Source organism: Variovorax sp. KBS0712 (assembly GCF_006323185.2).
In the GTDB taxonomy this organism is placed as follows: Bacteria; Pseudomonadota; Gammaproteobacteria; order Burkholderiales; family Burkholderiaceae_C; genus Variovorax; species Variovorax boronicumulans.
Genome location: NZ_VCCD02000001.1, coordinates 2,106,618 through 2,120,956, shown reverse-complemented (window position 1 = coordinate 2,120,956; position 14,339 = coordinate 2,106,618). Strand labels below are relative to the sequence as shown.

Here is a 14,339-nt window from a genome sequence, read left to right as displayed (position 1 = left end):
GGCGTGATATTCGCAATCCTGTTCAACACGTTCTTTCCTACCATTTCGCTTCTCCCATCCACTCACAGGACATCCCATGAACTCACTGATTCGCAAGCTTTTGATCGCAGCTGCGACAACCGCCAGCATCGTCGGTCCCGGTGGCGGCGCCCATGCCCAACAGGTGCAGGCGAAAAACGTCGTGCTGGTGCATGGCGCCTTTGCCGATGGTTCGGGCTGGCGCGGCGTCTATGACGAGCTCATCGGCCGAGGCTACCGGGTCACCATCGTTCAGAACCCGCTGACGTCTCTGGCCGACGACGTGGCGGCGACGCAGCGCGCGCTCGCGCGCCAGGACGGTCCTACTATCCTCGTGGGTCACTCGTGGGGGGGCACGGTCATCACCGAAGCGGGCATCCATCCGAAGGTGGTGGGTCTTGTCTATGTCTCCGCGCTGTCGCCCGACGCCGGCGAGACCACAAGCGAACAGTACGCGGGATTCACGGCCCCCGACTTCGTGATCGACACGCAGTCGGACGGATTCGGATTCGTCAATCGGGAGAAGTTCAAGATCGGCTTCGCCGGCGATGCCAGCGATGCGGACGCCGCGTTCCTGCGTGATTCGCAGGTGCCGATCAACATGTCGGTGTTTGCGACCAAGCTCAATCACGCCGCATGGCGGACCAAGCCAAGCTGGGCGGTGATCGCGACCGAGGACAGGGCCTTCGACGTCCGGATGTTGCACAAGATGGCCAAGCGCATCGGCGCCACGGTTCAGGAGGTCAAGGCAAGCCATGCGGTATTCATGACCCAGCCGAAGGCAGTCGCCGACGTGATCGATCGAGCTGCCAGGGAGGGAGGGCGCCGGGCCCAGTGATTCCCTTGAATGCGAGATGGCCGTTGCGCGCTCGCTTCGTCTAAAGCTTGGCCATCAGCTCTCGAAGCTTCACTTCGTCAGAAGCAATCGCAGCAAGTTCCAGCAGGGTGCGTCTTTGGCTGCCATCCAGCTTCCGCGGACGAAAGTCGATGACGCAGATTGACCCGAGTGCAAAGCCGTCGGTGTCATGGACCGGCGCCCCTGCATAGAAGCGAAAATGGGGGGTACTGGCGACCCCAAGGTTGCAGACTTGCACGGCTCGGCCGTTCACTATCTCGAAGGACGCTGCGGCGTCCCCCAACCGCACGCGGTTCAAGAAGTTTGTGACTGCGAGCCTGCCGGGCCACGTGCCACCGGATAACCAGCCACCCGCCGAATTTGCGAGGACGGTCCTCGAGCTCAGGGCCAACCAGCGTGGGTGGAAATTGGTGCCCGTACTCAGCCCCTGACCGCGGAATTGGCTCCGGCGTTCGGTCTCGCTGCCCCATTGGGCGCGCCCGGAGCATCAGTGCGGTGGACGATGGCGCATCCCATCCAGTTCTCTGGAGCTGGCCGGTTGAGCATCTTGAAGGGCCAGGGCTCGATCGATGGAGCGCCGCGAAAACACTTGCGATTGCCCGCAGTTCATGCAGCGATACATCTGAACCCGGGGTAACAGGCGAAGCCATGCCTGCCCCGGGACACTTTCCAGATGCTTGATGTTGCACGAGCATGCAAAGTACGGAAGCTTCATCGCGATACCGGGTGGGCGCAACATTCCTGTGGAATTGCGAAGTTGCGGCTTGGTGAGGGCCAGCATTGACGGCTGCGTCTTTGCGAAGGGGCGGCGGAACGCTTCCAGGAAGGGGGCCTAGGGGCAGTCTAGGCCGTGAGGGCCATGTCCGCCATCAATTCTTCTTTGCGAGTGGTGAGTTGCTCGCGCATGGCAACCAGGTCGAGTCCCCGCGCGGCACGCGCTTTGGGGAACATCTCGTTGCGCTCTTCCTTGACGTGGTGGTCGATGTACTCGCCCAGGACCTTCACCTTCGCATCGAACATCTCATCGACTTCGGTCGAATCCTGGATCTGCGCAATTAAGTCTTTGGCGCTCGCATGTTCAACCTCGGCTTCGTCGAGCAGTTCAGTTTCCTTGATGGCTTCGCGCACTGCTGGATAGAGGATCTCTTCTTCGAGTTGCGTGTGAACGGTCAACTCCATGCAGATCTGCAGTGCAAGATCTCGCTTCTTCTCCGAGGCGCTGGCAGCTTTTGAGCTGGCAAGCTCCTCGTAGGCGGCGAACATCTTCTTGACGTTCTTGTGATCGGTGTCGAGTAGCGAGCATGCATCGGGTTCATGGCGCTTGGCTGTCATCGGGGTCTCCTGGTCGGTGGGTCCCCAACATCTCAGGGGTGGGTGCTTGTGGGCGTAGGACGGCGTCGCTGCGGGAAGCCGTCAATGTGCTGAGGCTCTCCGGTGCGTGAACTGTGGGCTCAGCCCCAGGAGCGGGAGAAGTCCGTTCTGCTCATGGAAGAGAGAAGGGCCTTGCGGGGATTGAGGGAGGTCCTTTGACCTAAACTGAGCCGCTTCGAGAAAGGGAGCGCTTCATGCCGATGGATTTCCTCAAGAAGGTCGAACACGAAACGTTGCCGCTGACCGTGACCGACCCCATGGACATCCGCAACGTCGCGGTGCTGGTTGCCGCGGGGCTTGCCGAGGCGATCCTTCCAGAAGAGGCTGAAGCCCATGACCTGCCAGCGGTTGTTCTGCGAATCACGCCTCATGGCCGGGGCGAGCTTGAGCGGATGCGCGACAGGCCGCTGTGAGAGCCTGCGCAGCGCAGGAGAAACATCACTCGGTGTTGAGTGCAAGCCGCCAAGACGATAGCGCACAGCCAGTGAGCAGGAGGTTGGGTGGCTTCCCGCCTCCTCTCGACGCGCGCAGCCGAGGCGAAGCGCGAGAGGGGCGTCAGATCAACCCGAGCGCGCGCAGCTTCGCATCGGGTGCGGAGTAGGGCCGCTCGCACACGATCTTGTCGGAGCCTGGTGCGAACTCGAAGCTCGCCGCCAGGCGGATGCGAAATTTCCGGCCGGTGGCATCGAACACCTTGCCGTTGGCTTGCAGCGGCCCGAGGTGCGTTCCGCTGAGCCAGAACTCGACCAGTACCGTGTCCTGGTCGGCGGCGATGGCGATGATCTCGTTGGCCAGGTCGGGAAAGGGCGTGCGCGAGCTGCGGAAATAGCCGCGCACTTCTTCCTCGCCGTCGAACACCACGCCGCTGCCGTGCATCTCGTAGCGGGGATGCTCGAAGGTGTCGATCACCGCATCCCACTCCTGCGTGCACTCGAGCGCCATGTGATCGCGTACCGTCTTGATGCGTGCCGCTTGAAGGGTTGTGGTCTGCACGGAATCTCCTGCTGGTTGGTGAACGGGGTGGTCGGGAGCCGTCATGGCACCGGGGCGATGGCGTTCGCGCCCATGCGGCGGATCGGGTCCTTGCCGTCCCATCCTTCGGCCGCGTGCCGGATGTCGCGGAAGTACTCGCCCTTGCCGCCGGCCATCTCGGAGATTTCGAACATGCCGCTGGGCAGGTCGGGATGCACGAAGTAGGCGAAGCGCCCGCGCATGCCCATGCGGCCACTGTGGCCCTCGACGTAACCCGTCGAGCGCAGGTGTCGCACGGCGTCGTCGAAGCCATCGTCGCTCCAGTAGGCCAGGTGCTGGGCGCCCTCGCCGCCGCGGCGCAGCGAATCGAGGTAGAGCGAGGGGGCGTCGTCGCGCTGCTGGATCAGCTCGATCTGCAGGTTGCCGGAGTTGGCCAGCGCGATGGACAGCCGGGGCAGGCGCGACGGCTTGCCGTAGTAGTTGAACTCGGTCGTGCCGACCTCTTCCTTGTAGAACCATGGGCCCACGCCCAGCGTGCGCGACCAGTGGGCCATCGCCTTCTCGATGTCGTGAACGACATAGCCGACCTGGCGGGCGCCGCCGAACAGCATGCTCATTGAATGGACTCCTTGGGGCGTGGTCAGCGCATGTACGCGCCGCCGTTGACGTCGAGCGTTGCGCCGGTCACGAAGGACGACAGGTCGCTTGCCAGGTACAGGCACGCGCCCGCGATGTCTTCGGGCTGGCCGACACGGCTCAGTGGAAAGGTCTTGCCCAGCGCGTGCTTGTTGTCGTCGGAGTTCGCGCCGCGCGAGAAGTCCGTCATGATCAAGCCCGGCGTGATGGCGTTGGCGCGAATGCCTTGGGGGCCCAGTTCCTTGGCCATGGCGCGCATGAGGCCCAGCACGCCGGCCTTGGCGGCGCAGTAGTGGCTGCCGCCGAACACGCCACCGCCTTGCTGCGCGGACATCGACGAGATGCAGATGATCGAGCCGCTGCGTTGTTCGATCATGGTGGGGATCACGCACTGCGACATCTGGAGGGTGCCGCGAAGGGCAATGCCCACGACCTGCTCGAAGTCCTCGGCGCTCACGTCCAGCACACCGCGTTTTTGTGTGATGGCAGCGTTGTTCACCAGCACGTCGATGCGGCCCGCCCATTGCAGCACGCGCGCCACGGCCGCCTTGCAGGCGCCGGCATCGCGCACATCGCAGCCGATGCCGATGTGCTCGGCGCCGAGGGATTCGGCAGCGACCTGTGCCTGCCCTTCGTCGAGGTCGAGCAGCGCCACCCGGGCACCGTGGCGGGCGAACAGCCGTGCGGTCGCCAGGCCGATACCGCGCGCACGGGACGCACCGGTGATCAAGGCCACGCGGCCCTGCAGCAGGGGAAGGGCCGCGTCACTCATTGCTGATGTTCGCGGCCTTGGCGATCTGCCGCCAGCCCTCGATGTCTGCGGCGGTCATGGCGCGCAGTTCGTCGCCACCGACGAACGCGGCGGTGATGCCCAGGTCCAGAAGACGCGCCTTCACGTCCGGCATCTCGACGACCTGCTTCAGCGCGGCGGAGAGCTTGGCGACGATCGGCTTGGGGGTGCCCGCGGGTGCGTACAGCGCCCAGCGCAGCGCGCCCATGCGCTTGCCCGCGAAATCGATGCCTTCGTCGTCGTAGCTCGAGACGTCGGGCAGACTGGGCGAGCGCGAGGTGCAGGCGGTGATCGCCTTGACCTTGCCGGACTTGACCATCGGCGAGCCCGATGCCATGTCCACGTAGGCCAGCTTGACGTGGCCGCCCAGCATGTCGGTCTGGATCTGCACCACCGATTTGTAGGGGATGTGGCTCATCTGTGCCTGCGTGCGCAGATTGAAGAGCTCCCCGCAAAAGTGACCGGTCGAGGCGATGCCCCAGCTCGCGTATTGCACGCTGCCGGGCGACTTCCTGGCCAGCGCAATGAGCTCCTTGGCGTTGTTTGCCGGGAAGTCGTTGGTCGCGATAAGCAGGATAGAGGCGGTGCCGACCTGCCCGATGGGTGCGAAGTCCTTGACCGAGTCGTACGAGAGCTTGGGATTGCTCGCGGGCAGCAGCACGTGCGTGGTCGCGCCGCCCAGTCCGATCGTGTAGCCGTCGGCCGGCGCCTTGGCGACGAAGTCGGTGGCAATGGCACCGCTGGCGCCCGGCTTGTTGTCCATCACGAACACGCCCTTGACCAGGGGCGCCATCTTGTCGGCCAGGAGCCGGCCGAGCGCGTCGCCGCCACTGCCTGCGGCCGAGATCAGGACGAAGCGGATCGGCCGCGACGGATAGTCCGAGGGCGCCTGGGCATGGGCGGCGAATGCGAGGCCCGCGAGCGCGGCAATCCACAGTTTGCGCATGGTGTTGTCTCCTTGTCGTTGATGCTCGAATACCCGTCTACAGGGACAGTCCGCCGTCGACCACAAGCTCCAGGCCCGTCACGTAGCTCGATTCGTCGGAGGCGAGGAACAGCGCCGCGTTGGCCACGTCCCAGGCCGAGCCCTGGCGGCCCATGGGGCAGCGCGCGTTGCGTGCCTGTCGGCCGGCCTGCGCCTCTTGTTCGCTCTTGAAAAGGGCCGCGGCATGCGGCGTGTCGATCAGGCCCGGCACGATCACGTTGCAGCGCACCTGGTGCTGCGCGTACTGGCGCGCCACGACGCGCGTCATGTGGTTCAGTGCCGCCTTGGAGGTGCTGTACGACAGGAACTGCATCGGGCTCCACTTGCGGCTCGCGATGGAGGAGACGTTGATGATGGCGCCGCCGCCTTGTCGGATCATGTGAGGCACCACGGCGCGCGCCGTGAGCATGGGGCCCTTGAGGTTGATGGCGTGCACGCGGTCCCAGGACTCCTCCGTCACTTCGATCAGCTCGCCGAATTCCTCGATGCCGACGTTGTGGTGCAGCACGTCGATGCGGCCGAAGCGTGCCAGGCAGTGGTTCACCATCCGCTCGATCTGCTCGCTGCTGCGCACATCGGCCTCGAAGGCCTCGGCGATGCCGCCGATGTCATGAATGCGACGCACCGACGTCGCCGCAGCTTCGGGCGACCGGTCGACGCAGATCACCGTCGCGCCTTCGCGGGCGAAGGTGACGGCGCAGGCGGCGCCGTTGCTGATGTCGGTGCCGATGGAGCCGGCGCCGACCACGATGGCCACCTTGTCCTTGAGACGCTGCGTCATGAGGCCGCTCTCGTTTTCTTGCGGACGGCAGCGGGTGCCTTGGCGACCGGACCGCAGGATTCGCGCAGCACCATCTGGGTGGTGAGCAGGATGCGCTCCTGCTCAAGGGGGGCTGTGCTGTCCAGCCGCCGCAGCAGCAGCTCGGCCACGGCGGTGCCGACCGCTTCCAGGTCCCAGGTCAGCGAGGTGATGGCGGGACTGAAAAGCTGCGACAGGTCGGTGTCGCCGATGCTGACGACACTGACGTCATCGGGCGCCAAACGGCCCGAGTGACGCAGTGCCTGCAGCACGCCCGACAGGATGCGGGTGCCCAGGCACAGGAAGGCCGTGGGCGCCGTGGGGGAGCCCAGCAGCGAGAGGGCCTCGCTGAAGGCGAAGTCCATCGCCGACTTCTCGGCGCGGATCAGCTTGGGGTCGGGCTGCAGACCACGCTCCAGATAGGCGTCCCTGTAGCCCATGATGCGCTCGCGACCCGGACGCAACACGCTGCCGGGCGTCAGCAGTGCGATGCGCGTGTGACCGAGGTTCAGCAGGTAGCGCGTGGCCTGAAGCGCGCCGTGGTAGTGGTCAACGTGCACGCCCGCGTTGTTGCCCTGGAAGTCGCGATCGAGCGCGATCACCGGGCCGTGCGCCGCCAGCTGGTCGAGGTAGGCCGGGGTCTCGGCCTGGCAGGGACCGAGGATGAGCCCGTCCACGCGCCGGCGCCGGAACAGGTCGATCAGGGTTTTCTCGCGCTGGTCGTCGTTGTGGGTGCTGGCCACCAGCAGCGCATAGCCCGCCGCCAGCAGGCGCGATTCGACCGCCGTGATGATCCGCGCGTACAAGGGGTTGGCCAGATCCGACACCAGTAACCCGACCACGCCTGTCGAGCGGGTGCGCATGCTCTGCGCCACCGAATCCGGCGTGTAGCCGAGCTCGCGCGCCGCCTTGGTGACCGCTGCGATGGCCTGCTCGCTAACGCGCCCGCTGCGGTTCAGGGCCCGCGAGGCCGTTCCAATCGCAACGCCGGCGGCCTTGGCCACTTCGCGGATGGTGATCTTGGCCTTCATGCCGGCACTTTCGCCTGTGCAAGCGGGGCAGGGAAACGCTCGGCACCGGGCTCGAGCGGCACGGCCGCGCTGTTCAGGAACAGCGCGGCCATGTGATAGAAGCTCGACGCGAAGATCAGCTCGATCACCTGCTCCTGCGGCCAGCCCGCGCCAAGGGACTGCCAGGTCTGATCGGACACCGTGCAGTGGTGGTGCAGCTCATCCACCATGCGCACGATCAGGCGTTCCCTGTCGCTCCACAGGCCTGGCGACAGCGCATGCCAGTCGGCACTGCCGGTGAGTTCGCGCACCTGCGCGGCATCCAGGCCGCACCTGTCCGCGTAGATGCTGATGTGCATGCCCCATTCGTACTCGGACCGCGTGAGCGCGCCGGTGCGGATGATCGCGATCTCGCGGTCCCGTTCGGGCAGCGCGCACTGGAACAGCACCACATGCGCCATGGCCTGGAAGGCCGGGCCGAGCTTGCTGTGATTCGCGAGCGCCAGTCGAAGGTTCAGGGGTGACAGGCCCTTGAAGGCGGTGCTCTGCACGGCTGCTGCCACCTCGGGTTCGTAGGGGGGCGGCCGCAGTGGCAAGCGTGTGGAGGGTGCGAGAAAGGGCGATGCAGAACCGGTCATGACTGCAGTTTGCGGTGGGCGTGGAAACGTTTCTACAGTGATAACCCTGAATTCCCAAAACGAAAGAAATTACGAAGGAGAAAGAAGTGCCGAACGAATGAAAACGGTTCCACATCTTTCCACCACCTTAGGATCGACTTCAGCCGGATGGCCTTCGTCCCGGAAGCAGACGTGGTCCGGCGATGGGAATCCCTGCGACGCCGCGTGACGTCAAGGGCCGGCTCAAGCTGTTTGCAGATGGCCGTTGCGCGCTCGGCCAGCATCGGATGAGCTGCGCTGGACGCGACGCATGTCAGTCTCCGGCCAGCAACCGCTTTCGTTTTCCGGGTTGGGCCGAAGCTCTTGATGTCCGCACACCTGGCGCAGCCTGCTGCAGGCAGAGGGTGCCCGTCGAAAAACGGCTGACGCAGCGACCGCGGCCCCTGGAAAGTGCTTGACCCTCTCGCAACGGCACGGTCTAGGATGCCTTCAACTTGAGAGGGATGTTGCCCGAATACGCCCTGCAGAATCGACGCGCCCAGGCGCGTTAGCGCGTCGGTCCGGCCATTGCGCTGGCGTTCAAGAATCAGAAGTTGTCTGACATGCCTGCGTCGGCGCGGCGCGGTAGATTTTTGTCTCCGCGGCACCACCGCGGACTTGCTGTAAACCTCAGCCCGGTCGCGTGCGGCCGGGCTTTTTTTCGTGTCGGCCTGCGTCTCGCGCGGGTGTCGAAAACCGCCTCTTGAAAATCGATTCGGAGGCTCCTATGTTCGCTTGCGTCGGAAATTGGTCAACCGAAAAGGAGGTATTCAATGGCCATGAACTTGCTCAAGCAAATTGCCGGCTCTCGCTTGCCTGTCTCGTTCTATCGCACCGCGGACATCGATCAGGTGCGGGTGCTTCGGGCCGCCGGGCTCGTCGTTGCCCTGATCCCCGCGCCCTCGAACTCGCTCGCTCTGTCTGGCTCCCCTTCGGCCGCCCAGGTGCTGGCCATCACGCAGAAGGGGCGCGAGGAGTTGGCGAAATTCTCGTACCCGCAGTCGCGCACCGCGCGCTGGCGACAGCGACCCTCCCGGATCTTTGCACGGCACCGCGCGGACAGCGATGGCGCTGCGCGGCCAACGGGCACGCACGGCCTGCCCCAGTGAGGGGCGGCTCGATTCTGTTCAGGTTCAATTGATTTGACAGGAGATTTCCCATGTACCGATCTTTCTTCCCGCGCGACATGCTGGCCGAGATGGATCGCCTGCAACGGGACATGCAGCAGGCGTTCGATCTGTCACCCACCATTCGCGGTTACGGCAGCAACGGATTTCCCGCGTTGAACGTGGGCGCCACACCGCAGGCGCTGGAGATCTTCGCGTTCGCCCCCGGCGTCGACCCGGCCACGCTGGAGATCAACCTCGAGCGTGGTCTCATGACCATCGCGGGTGAGCGCAAGAGCCTGCTTCCCGATGCGCAGGCCAAGGCGGCCGTGCACATCAACGAGCGCTTCGAGGGGCCGTTTCGCCGCGTCCTCACTCTGCCGGACGATGCCGATCCAGAGGCCGTCGAGGCCCGGCTGCGCGACGGTGTACTGCGCATCACGGTCCGCCGCCGGGCCTCGGCACAGCCGCGGCGCATCGCTGTCCTGTGAAACAAGGAGGTGAACATCATGAGCAATGACGTACAGACCGCATCGCCCAGCGCGCCGGAACCCATGGATCGTGGGCAGGCGCCACGCTATCAGGGCGCGGCCCTCACACCGCCTGTCGACGTGGTGGAAGACGCAGGGGGCATCACGCTCTACGCCGATCTGCCCGGCGTGTCGCGCGACAAGCTGAATCTTCATGTCGAAGCGGAGACCTTGACCATCGAGGCGGAGTCGGGCCTGAGCGTGCCGGATGACCTGAAGACCAGCCACACCGAGGTCGGCCTGGGCCGGTTTCGCCGCGTCTTCACGCTCAGCAAGGAGCTGGACACCGAGAAGGTGTCCGCCGAGCTGGCGCAGGGCGTGTTGAAACTGCGTATCCCCAAGGCCGAGCATGCCAAGCCGCGGCGAATCAATGTCGAGGTCGGATGAGTCGTAAGGCGAGGGCGCCCGCGGGCGCCCTCAAGAGAGCGTCAACCCGCGTGGGCGGCAAATGTGCAGCGCTTGCGCTCGCCGGCCGCCCGCGAAGGAGCGTCAGTCCAGACGGACGCCGTTCAGCTCCATCGTGATTGCTGACCGCCCCCGACCCGACAGCGGGCATGGTGGCGCGAGCCTGCTCGCTGACCCGGTTACCTTTCTGGCCGTGCGCTTAGTCTTCAGTGAACTGAAGAAGCTCTCCATGGCCGAGCTGCCCCAGACCTCGCCCGCACGGCTCATGCTGCAGGAAATACTTGGTTCCTTGAGCAGCTCCTGGAAGTGCTCGCTGGTAACAGCGGACGGTCGGCGCCGACCGCCAATCAAAGGAATCCAGTTGTTCAATTAAGCAGCGCTGCGCGCCGGCCGTAGCTCACCCGCGCATCACCCCGGACTCGGCCGTGCATCGCCGGGCGCGGCAGCGCTCCGCGCGGACCCCGTGATCGCCCACACGTCGACCTTGGATTTTGCGAGGCGTCTCAGCCGGTCGCGGACTTCCTTGGTACGGCGGCCCTGGGTGCCGACGGCGAGCCGGGCCTTGAACTCGTCGTCGGCGAACAAGTCCGCGTGGCCGAAGATCTGGTCGCCGGCGCGGTCGACCTGGATCGCGATATTGAAGCCCCGGTAGGGGATGCGGCTGGACGTCTTCGAACGCATGGCGGCCTCCCTACATCAGGCGGGTGCGGATTGCGTGGGGCAGCTTCGCGCGCCACCGCGACGCGGCACCGCGCCACGGGCCCTGTGCGGCCACGGGGTAGTGGATGCGTTCGAGTTCGGCGCGGCCTTTTTCGGTGATGGCGAGCACCTGGGCGGCGTCGGGGCTGCCCGAGAGGGTGAGGGGATCCGACGGCGCGGGCGTCAGCGCGATCACGAGGCCGGCGGCCCGCAGCAGCTTGATCTGGTCGATCTCCGCCCGGGTCCGAAAGGTCGCCGGCAAGGGGGAGCCGGCAAGTTGTTTGAGCATGTCCATGGCCATGGCTTTGTCCTCCATTTCTCTACGACCAACTTGGAACGGGAGAAAAATAGGACGTCTCAGCAGCGTCTTCAAGGGGCGGTTGCGGAGCGCAAGGCAACAGAATGTATCGGAGCTTTCGAGCACAGGCGAGAGAAGAGCTCCGAGCTGCTCGCCAGCGTGGGCCGGGTCGTGAGCGCGCTTTTGCATGGAGGCAAGCTCCGAGATTCAGAAGTCGCTGCACAGCAGACCTAGGAGTCGGCGCGTCGTCTCAAGAAGTCGAACACCGTCTGATTGAACTCCAGCGGCTTCTCGAAGTACGCAGAATGCGCGGCCTCCTCGACGACAACGACCTCGCTTCCTGGCAGGCGCTGGCCGAGTTCGCGCATGACCGCCGGCGGAACAATCGGGTCTTCGGCGCCAACGAGAAACATCGTCGGGCAAGCCAGCTGGTCGATCTCAGCGACGGCAAGCAGGTTCTCGGGCTGGTTCAGACGCAGTACGGCCTCGCGCCAGGCTTCGGGCTCAATACTGTGAGCGCTCGGGTTGAAGTGGTTGATCTGCGCGTAAAGCGCTGCAAGCGCGGGCTGCGCCTTCAAGAACCAGGCGCCCAGCGAGCGCTGCTCGATGCTTACCGCGGAAACTGTCTTAAAGCGCCGCTCGATGCTGTCGACCAGCGTCGGGTGGTCGATGGCCAGCGACGTGTCGCAAGCGACGAACGCGGCGACGCGCTCGGGATGGCGCAGCGCGAGCCGCAGCCCGATCATCCCGCCAAGCGATTGGCCGACGACCGTCGCACGCTCGATGCCTTCGCGCGCCAGTACCGCCAAGGCATCGCCGACAAAGAGCTCCAGCGAGAACTCCTCCGGCGGCGCCACCGAACGACCGAAGCAGCGGATGTCCATCGTGAGACAGGTGTACTGCGGCGTGAAGGCCGGCAATTGCTGCCACCAGGTGGCGGCGTTCGATCCGGCTCCGTGCAGGAACAGGATCGCCGGGCCGGCGCCGTGGCGCTCGTAGTAGATGTCGCGTTTGTTCGATGTGACAAAAGGCATGAGGGATGGGCTTGGGTTTCAGTTGGCCTTGAGTTGCAGGCTGCGTGTGAGTGCACCCCAGCGCTCGGTATCGCTCTTGACGACGCGCGTGAACTCGTCGGGCGTCATCGTCATCGGCGTGATGCCTTCGGCGTCGAGCTTCTTTTGCAGCTCCGGCCTCGTCATCGCTTCGCGCACTGCTTCGTTGACCTTGCGCACGACTTCGGGCCGCGTCTTCCTCGGTGCCGACAGGCCCACCCAGGAGATCACCGTCAGCTGCTTGTAGCCCAGCTCCTCGAAAGTCGGAACCTGAGGGAGCTCGGGGCTGCGCTTCGGGCTGGACACCGCCAGCACCTTGAGCTTGCCGCTCTGGATGTACTGCATCGACCCGCTCGGCGGAATCACGGTGACAGCGACCTGGCCTCCCAGCACATCCATCAGCGCCGGCGCGCCGCCCTTGTAGGGGATGTGCACGAACGAGGTTTGTGTCGCCTTCTGCAGCAGTTCCATCAACAGATGGCCGGTGCTGCCGGCGCCCGAGCTCGCGTAGTTGATCGCGCCCGGCTCGCGTCTGGCGCGGGCGATCAGATCGGCGAAGGACTCGATGCCGGACTGGCTGTTGACCACCAGCCATTGCGCGCCGCCGCCGATCATTGCGACGTGGGTGAAGTCATTGACGATGTTGAAGGGCACGTTGTCGTACATGCCTTGGGCGATCGTGTTCACCATGCCCGTCATCGTGAGCGTGTAGCCGTCGGGTGGGGCCGCGGCGCCCGCCTGGGCGCCGATGATGTTGCCGGCACCAGGCTTGTTGTCGATCACCACCGGTTGTTTGAGCAACGACGCCAACTCCTGCGCAAGCGGTCGCATGGTGCGGTCGTAGGCGCCGCCGGGCGGGGTCGGCACGATCACTCGGATCGGCTTGGATGGCCAGACCTCGTCCTGCGCATGGGCCGAAAAGGCGCCGAGCAGGCAACAGACAACCGCGAGCAGTGGCCATTTTTTTTTCACGTTTTGTCTCCTGTCGCGTGGCTTGCTGCCCGCCGTTTGTGGAGTTGCCATCATTTCTGAGCAAGCCATCGGCGACAAATTAAAAATGACGCTCTTCCATTAGACTTTCCGATATCTTGAGCCATGACGCGTCCGTCCTCTTCAACCGCCTGCTCGCGCGCGGCAAGTTTCGGCATGTGCAGATCCTCTTGAAGGTGGCAGAGCTGGGCAGCCTCCAGCGGGCGGCGGACTCGATCGGCATGACGCAGTCGTCGGTGACCCAGGGCCTCGCGTACCTGGAACGGCTGCTGGAAGTTCAGCTCTTCGAGCGGCATGCGCGCGGCGCGCGGCCCACGCAGGCGTGCGAAGACCTCTTGCCCGTTGCGCGTCGCATGCTGATCGGGGTCGCCGACGGCGCCGAGGTCGTCACCGCGCGACGGCAACGCATCGGCGGCGCCATCCGCCTCGTCGCCTCGGTCGGCGCGATGAACGGGCTCCTGCTCGACGTGCTGCCTCGCTTCGCGCAACGGCATCCGGATGTCACCGTTCACCTCTCGGAAGCCGAAGGGGACGATCAACTGCTGGCCATCGCACGTGGCGAGGCAGATCTCGTGGCATGCCGACGGCCTCCCGTGATCCCGGAAGGCTGGCAGTTCATGCCGGTGCGCGAAGATCGTTTCGCGGTCTTGGCGCGCGCAGACCATCCGCTGGCGCGCAAGCGTTCCCTGGGCTGGCCGCAACTCGCCGACGAGACCTGGCTACTCGCCCCCACGGGTTCGGCCGCCCGTGAGCGATTCGACGAATTGACCGCGAATCTGCCTCACCCGATCCGCACCTATCCGGTCGTCACTCGTTCAACGGCCATGTTGTGGTGGCTCTCGCAGCAAGAAAACCTACTGTCGTTCCTGCCGCTTAACTTCGTGCGGCCTCTCCTCGATGCCGGTTTGCTGCGCGAGTTGAAGCTACGGCCGCTTTACATGCTCGAGCCACTCGGCTTGATGTTCCCGATCGCAGGACCGTTCGGGGCGTGGCGGCAACTGGTCGACTTTATGAACCCTGAAGTACCGCATTGACAGAGTTTGCGGTGGGCTCGCGGCGCTGCTGTTGATCTGCACCATGGCGCGTGGGGCCGGCCTCGGGTGCCTTGCAGGCAGCGTCCCCTCAGTGCGCGATATCGTGACGTCCTTGGTGTAGCCCGGCAATGA

At 65.0% G+C, this 14,339-nt stretch carries 18 protein-coding genes and 1 pseudogene; 6 read left to right on the top strand and 13 right to left on the bottom strand.

Annotated elements, in window-relative coordinates:
• Window positions 1-76: 76 nt before the first annotated feature.
• A complete protein-coding gene (locus tag FFI97_RS09740) occupies window positions 77-856 on the top strand; it encodes an alpha/beta fold hydrolase (protein WP_139701817.1) in 780 nt (259 codons plus the stop codon).
• A gap of 861 nt (window positions 857-1,717) precedes the next feature.
• Here the strand turns inward: FFI97_RS09740 and FFI97_RS09725 are convergent.
• Entirely contained in the window at window positions 1,718-2,206 is a 489-nt protein-coding gene (locus FFI97_RS09725; RefSeq protein ID WP_139701815.1) for a hemerythrin domain-containing protein, read from the bottom strand.
• Window positions 2,207-2,439: 233 nt separating this feature from the next.
• Between FFI97_RS09725 and FFI97_RS09720 the strand changes: the two genes are divergently transcribed.
• Window positions 2,440-2,658, top strand: a complete 219-nt coding sequence (locus FFI97_RS09720; RefSeq protein ID WP_139701814.1) for a hypothetical protein — start codon at window positions 2,440-2,442, stop codon at window positions 2,656-2,658.
• A 142-nt stretch (window positions 2,659-2,800) separates the two neighbouring features.
• Here the strand turns inward: FFI97_RS09720 and FFI97_RS09715 are convergent, their stop codons facing one another.
• Genes FFI97_RS09715 through FFI97_RS09685 form a run of 7 tightly spaced genes read right to left on the bottom strand, consistent with a single transcriptional unit; the run spans window position 2,801 to window position 8,075 of the window.
• Window positions 2,801-3,238: an ester cyclase gene (locus FFI97_RS09715; protein WP_223301248.1), complete on the bottom strand. Its 438-nt coding sequence runs from the start codon at window positions 3,236-3,238 to the stop codon at window positions 2,801-2,803.
• A 41-nt stretch (window positions 3,239-3,279) separates the two neighbouring features.
• Window positions 3,280-3,834, bottom strand: coding sequence for a VOC family protein (locus FFI97_RS09710; RefSeq protein ID WP_062472379.1), 555 nt, complete (start codon window positions 3,832-3,834; stop codon window positions 3,280-3,282).
• A gap of 23 nt (window positions 3,835-3,857) precedes the next feature.
• A complete protein-coding gene (locus FFI97_RS09705; protein ID WP_139701813.1) occupies window positions 3,858-4,625 on the bottom strand; it encodes an SDR family NAD(P)-dependent oxidoreductase in 768 nt (255 codons plus the stop codon).
• Window positions 4,618-5,589, bottom strand: a complete 972-nt coding sequence (locus tag FFI97_RS09700) for a Bug family tripartite tricarboxylate transporter substrate binding protein (protein ID WP_095744404.1) — start codon at window positions 5,587-5,589, stop codon at window positions 4,618-4,620. The genes FFI97_RS09705 and FFI97_RS09700 overlap by 8 nt, the downstream gene beginning before the upstream one ends.
• A 37-nt stretch (window positions 5,590-5,626) precedes the next feature.
• A complete protein-coding gene (locus FFI97_RS09695) occupies window positions 5,627-6,409 on the bottom strand; it encodes an SDR family NAD(P)-dependent oxidoreductase (protein ID WP_070059277.1) in 783 nt (260 codons plus the stop codon).
• On the bottom strand, window positions 6,406-7,458 hold the full coding sequence (locus tag FFI97_RS09690; RefSeq protein WP_070059276.1) for a substrate-binding domain-containing protein: 1,053 nt from the start codon (window positions 7,456-7,458) through the stop codon (window positions 6,406-6,408). The genes FFI97_RS09695 and FFI97_RS09690 overlap by 4 nt, the downstream gene beginning before the upstream one ends.
• The gene (locus tag FFI97_RS09685; RefSeq protein WP_062472365.1) at window positions 7,455-8,075 is read right to left on the bottom strand and encodes a carboxymuconolactone decarboxylase family protein; all 621 of its coding nucleotides are present in this window, start codon (window positions 8,073-8,075) and stop codon (window positions 7,455-7,457) included. The genes FFI97_RS09690 and FFI97_RS09685 overlap by 4 nt, the downstream gene beginning before the upstream one ends.
• 791 nt (window positions 8,076-8,866) lie before the next feature.
• Here FFI97_RS09685 and FFI97_RS09680 point away from each other — a divergent pair.
• The 3 genes from FFI97_RS09680 (at window position 8,867) to FFI97_RS09670 (ending at window position 10,116) form a co-directional block, all read left to right on the top strand.
• The gene (locus FFI97_RS09680) at window positions 8,867-9,202 is read left to right on the top strand and encodes a hypothetical protein (RefSeq protein ID WP_095744406.1); all 336 of its coding nucleotides are present in this window, start codon (window positions 8,867-8,869) and stop codon (window positions 9,200-9,202) included.
• A gap of 50 nt (window positions 9,203-9,252) precedes the next feature.
• Entirely contained in the window at window positions 9,253-9,690 is a 438-nt protein-coding gene (locus FFI97_RS09675; protein ID WP_062472360.1) for an Hsp20/alpha crystallin family protein, read from the top strand.
• 63 nt (window positions 9,691-9,753) lie between these two features.
• On the top strand, window positions 9,754-10,116 hold the full coding sequence (locus FFI97_RS09670) for an Hsp20/alpha crystallin family protein (RefSeq protein WP_070059545.1): 363 nt from the start codon (window positions 9,754-9,756) through the stop codon (window positions 10,114-10,116).
• A 198-nt stretch (window positions 10,117-10,314) separates the two neighbouring features.
• Here the strand turns inward: FFI97_RS09670 and FFI97_RS33915 are convergent.
• From FFI97_RS33915 to FFI97_RS09650, 5 genes and pseudogenes are all read right to left on the bottom strand, one after another.
• Window positions 10,315-10,461 (bottom strand): annotated as a pseudogene (locus FFI97_RS33915) (IS3 family transposase); the annotation flags it as partial.
• 81 nt (window positions 10,462-10,542) lie between these two features.
• On the bottom strand, window positions 10,543-10,815 hold the full coding sequence (locus tag FFI97_RS09665; RefSeq protein ID WP_095744407.1) for a hypothetical protein: 273 nt from the start codon (window positions 10,813-10,815) through the stop codon (window positions 10,543-10,545).
• A 10-nt stretch (window positions 10,816-10,825) separates the two neighbouring features.
• Window positions 10,826-11,134, bottom strand: coding sequence for a hypothetical protein (locus FFI97_RS09660; protein WP_139701812.1), 309 nt, complete (start codon window positions 11,132-11,134; stop codon window positions 10,826-10,828).
• A 227-nt stretch (window positions 11,135-11,361) separates the two neighbouring features.
• Window positions 11,362-12,165 (bottom strand): alpha/beta fold hydrolase, encoded by an 804-nt coding sequence (locus tag FFI97_RS09655; RefSeq protein ID WP_070059271.1) that lies wholly within the window; start codon window positions 12,163-12,165, stop codon window positions 11,362-11,364.
• An 18-nt stretch (window positions 12,166-12,183) separates the two neighbouring features.
• Complete coding sequence (locus FFI97_RS09650; RefSeq protein ID WP_185993588.1) at window positions 12,184-13,209, bottom strand: tripartite tricarboxylate transporter substrate binding protein; 1,026 nt, start codon at window positions 13,207-13,209, stop codon at window positions 12,184-12,186.
• Window positions 13,210-13,271: 62 nt separating this feature from the next.
• Between FFI97_RS09650 and FFI97_RS09645 the strand changes: the two genes are divergently transcribed.
• Window positions 13,272-14,207: a LysR family transcriptional regulator gene (locus FFI97_RS09645; RefSeq protein ID WP_139701810.1), complete on the top strand. Its 936-nt coding sequence runs from the start codon at window positions 13,272-13,274 to the stop codon at window positions 14,205-14,207.
• Window positions 14,208-14,339 lie beyond the last annotated feature (132 nt).

Excerpts from the sequence above, each read along its gene's own strand:
- FFI97_RS09710 (WP_062472379.1), bottom strand. The coding sequence starts at position 3,834 with ATGAGCATGCTGTTCGGCGGCGCCCGCCAGGTCGGCTATGTCGTTCAC.
- FFI97_RS09700 (WP_095744404.1), bottom strand. The coding sequence starts at position 5,589 with ATGCGCAAACTGTGGATTGCCGCGCTCGCGGGCCTCGCATTCGCCGCC.
- FFI97_RS09695 (WP_070059277.1), bottom strand. The coding sequence starts at position 6,409 with ATGACGCAGCGTCTCAAGGACAAGGTGGCCATCGTGGTCGGCGCCGGC.
- FFI97_RS09720 (WP_139701814.1), top strand. The coding sequence starts at position 2,440 with ATGCCGATGGATTTCCTCAAGAAGGTCGAACACGAAACGTTGCCGCTG.
- FFI97_RS09655 (WP_070059271.1), bottom strand. The coding sequence starts at position 12,165 with ATGCCTTTTGTCACATCGAACAAACGCGACATCTACTACGAGCGCCAC.
- FFI97_RS09725 (WP_139701815.1), bottom strand. The coding sequence starts at position 2,206 with ATGACAGCCAAGCGCCATGAACCCGATGCATGCTCGCTACTCGACACC.
- FFI97_RS09705 (WP_139701813.1), bottom strand. The coding sequence starts at position 4,625 with ATGAGTGACGCGGCCCTTCCCCTGCTGCAGGGCCGCGTGGCCTTGATC.
- FFI97_RS09670 (WP_070059545.1), top strand. The coding sequence starts at position 9,754 with ATGGATCGTGGGCAGGCGCCACGCTATCAGGGCGCGGCCCTCACACCG.
- FFI97_RS09660 (WP_139701812.1), bottom strand. The coding sequence starts at position 11,134 with ATGGCCATGGACATGCTCAAACAACTTGCCGGCTCCCCCTTGCCGGCG.
- FFI97_RS09675 (WP_062472360.1), top strand. The coding sequence starts at position 9,253 with ATGTACCGATCTTTCTTCCCGCGCGACATGCTGGCCGAGATGGATCGC.
- FFI97_RS09740 (WP_139701817.1), top strand. The coding sequence starts at position 77 with ATGAACTCACTGATTCGCAAGCTTTTGATCGCAGCTGCGACAACCGCC.
- FFI97_RS09685 (WP_062472365.1), bottom strand. The coding sequence starts at position 8,075 with ATGACCGGTTCTGCATCGCCCTTTCTCGCACCCTCCACACGCTTGCCA.
- FFI97_RS09650 (WP_185993588.1), bottom strand. The coding sequence starts at position 13,209 with ATGATGGCAACTCCACAAACGGCGGGCAGCAAGCCACGCGACAGGAGA.
- FFI97_RS09665 (WP_095744407.1), bottom strand. The coding sequence starts at position 10,815 with ATGCGTTCGAAGACGTCCAGCCGCATCCCCTACCGGGGCTTCAATATC.
- FFI97_RS09690 (WP_070059276.1), bottom strand. The coding sequence starts at position 7,458 with ATGAAGGCCAAGATCACCATCCGCGAAGTGGCCAAGGCCGCCGGCGTT.
- FFI97_RS09680 (WP_095744406.1), top strand. The coding sequence starts at position 8,867 with ATGGCCATGAACTTGCTCAAGCAAATTGCCGGCTCTCGCTTGCCTGTC.